Origin of the sequence: Paraburkholderia sp. BL25I1N1, from assembly GCF_003002025.1 — a bacterium.
Taxonomy (GTDB): Bacteria; Pseudomonadota; Gammaproteobacteria; order Burkholderiales; family Burkholderiaceae; genus Paraburkholderia.
The window spans coordinates 1-1,987 of record NZ_PVZB01000070.1 but is presented as its reverse complement, the minus strand read 5'-3'; the positions used below and the strand labels follow the sequence as shown (position 1 = coordinate 1,987).

Sequence of the window (1,987 nt, the reverse complement as noted above, 5' to 3'; positions counted from 1 at the left end):
GTGCGCCGTGAAAAGGCGGCGTTTTCCAGCGGGTGCAAGCCCCGCCCGGCAACCGCTCCAGCCGGAAGCAACTGGAGCAGTCATGGAGGTAACGAAGTGGCTGAAGCCTCTGGTAATGCGTGTCACGAATAGGTGACAGCGCGAGTGTGCAGGCCGTAACGCGAGTGAACGCCGAGCAAACCTCGAAAAGGACGATGCGCAGGCCGACCCGGCAACCCTATCGGGGAAGGCTGATACGACTGGGTGAATGAGCAGGCTGGACGCCCAGTCGCTGCGCCGGGGTAGTGGCGACAGCATGTACACAAGGAAAGCGTACGCAACACGGGAAGTCCCTCGGCGTGGTCAGGGATGACCAACCGGACGCCCGCGAGGGACAGGCCGGGCGCCTTGGGATGACGGAGAGGCCCGTAGTACCGGTGAAGCCGGGTAATGCCGGTGGAGGGAAGGGGCCTCAGTTCAAGACAGACGCAATACGTAGTGAGGACGTGGAGATTGGGCAACCTATCAACTCCGATTCGTGTTCAGAAGCTGCAGATGGCGTTACACGCGAAAGCGAAGGCAGAAGCCGGGTATCGCTTTTACGCGCTGTACGACAAGATCTATCGCGAGGATGTGCTGGCGCATGCGTACGCACAGTGTCGATCGAACAAGGGCGCACCGGGTGTCGATCGACAGGACTTCGCGGAGGTCGAAGCGTACGGGGTGCAGAAGTGGCTCGGCGAACTGGCGCTTGCGCTCAGGCAGGAGACTTACCGGCCGGACCCTATCAGAAGAGTGTTTATCCCGAAGGCCAACGGCAAGCTGAGGCCATTGGGTATCTCGACCCTGCGGGATCGGGTGTGCATGACAGCAGCGATGCTGGTGCTCGAACCGATCTTCGAAGCGGACCTTCCACCGGAGCAGTACGCTTATCGTGCGGGCCGCAATGCCCAGCAGGCGGTGATCGAGGTGGAGGAGCGGTTGCATCGAGGGCAAACGGACGTTGTTGACGCTGATCTCGCGGACTATTTTGGAAGTATTCCGCACGCCGATTTGATGTTGTCGCTCGCGCGACGCATCGTTGATCGGCGTGTGCTGCATCTGATCAGGATGTGGCTGGAATGCCCCGTTGAAGAAACCGATGACCGAGGTCGGCAGAAACGGACGACGGAGGCTCGAGACAATCGGCGCGGGATTCCACAGGGCTCCCCCATCTCACCACTGCTGGCGAATGTTTACATGCGCCGGTTCGTGCTGGCGTGGAAGAAGCTCGGGCTTCAGCGCAGTCTTGGCAGTCGAATAGTGACCTACGCAGACGATCTCGTGATCCTGTGCAAGCGAGGCAAGGCTGAAGAGGCGTTGCTGAAACTGCGCGAGATCATGAGCAAGCTGAAGCTGACGGTCAACGAGGAGAAGACGCGAATCTGCAAGGTGCCAGAAGGTGAGTTCGACTTCCTGGGTTTTACGTTTGGGCGGATGTACTCGGCAACGACTGGTCAGGCCCGTATGGGCATGAAGCCGTCGAAGAAGAGTATCCGGCGCATGGTCGAAAAGATTCATGCAATGACCGCCCTCAGGACGGTATGGCAAGAGACCACGGAGTTGGTGGGCAAGTTGAACCGCACGTTGCGCGGCTGGGCGAATTACTTCCAGGTAGGAAGCGTCAGCCGGGCATACCGAGCAATCGACAGCTACACCGCGACGCGGTTGCGCCGGTGGCTACGCAACAAGTACAAGCTCAGACGTCGCAGGGGCGGGACTTATCCATCCCCGCATCTCTACGGGTACTTCGGTCTCGTACGTCTGAGCGCACGTGGGGGCGTAGCCTGGCGTGTGTGAAGGCGTGATGTTTTGTCCGAGAGCCCAGTGCGGGAGATCTGCACGCTGGGTTCGATGAGCGGGATGTGGAAACGGGGTTACGGCGAGGTTATTGGGGCACCGCCAGACGAAAGCGGCGGTAACAGACAAACCGAGCCTACCGCTACCGCGCCACATCTCGACTCTACCG

The 1,987-nt window shown here is 60.2% G+C and carries 1 protein-coding gene; it reads left to right on the top strand.

Annotated elements, in window-relative coordinates; translation table 11 throughout:
- Positions 1-429 precede the first annotated feature (429 nt).
- The gene (gene ltrA / locus B0G73_RS39870; RefSeq protein ID WP_106286491.1) at positions 430-1,818 is read left to right on the top strand and encodes a group II intron reverse transcriptase/maturase; all 1,389 of its coding nucleotides are present in this window, start codon (positions 430-432) and stop codon (positions 1,816-1,818) included.
- Positions 1,819-1,987 lie beyond the last annotated feature (169 nt).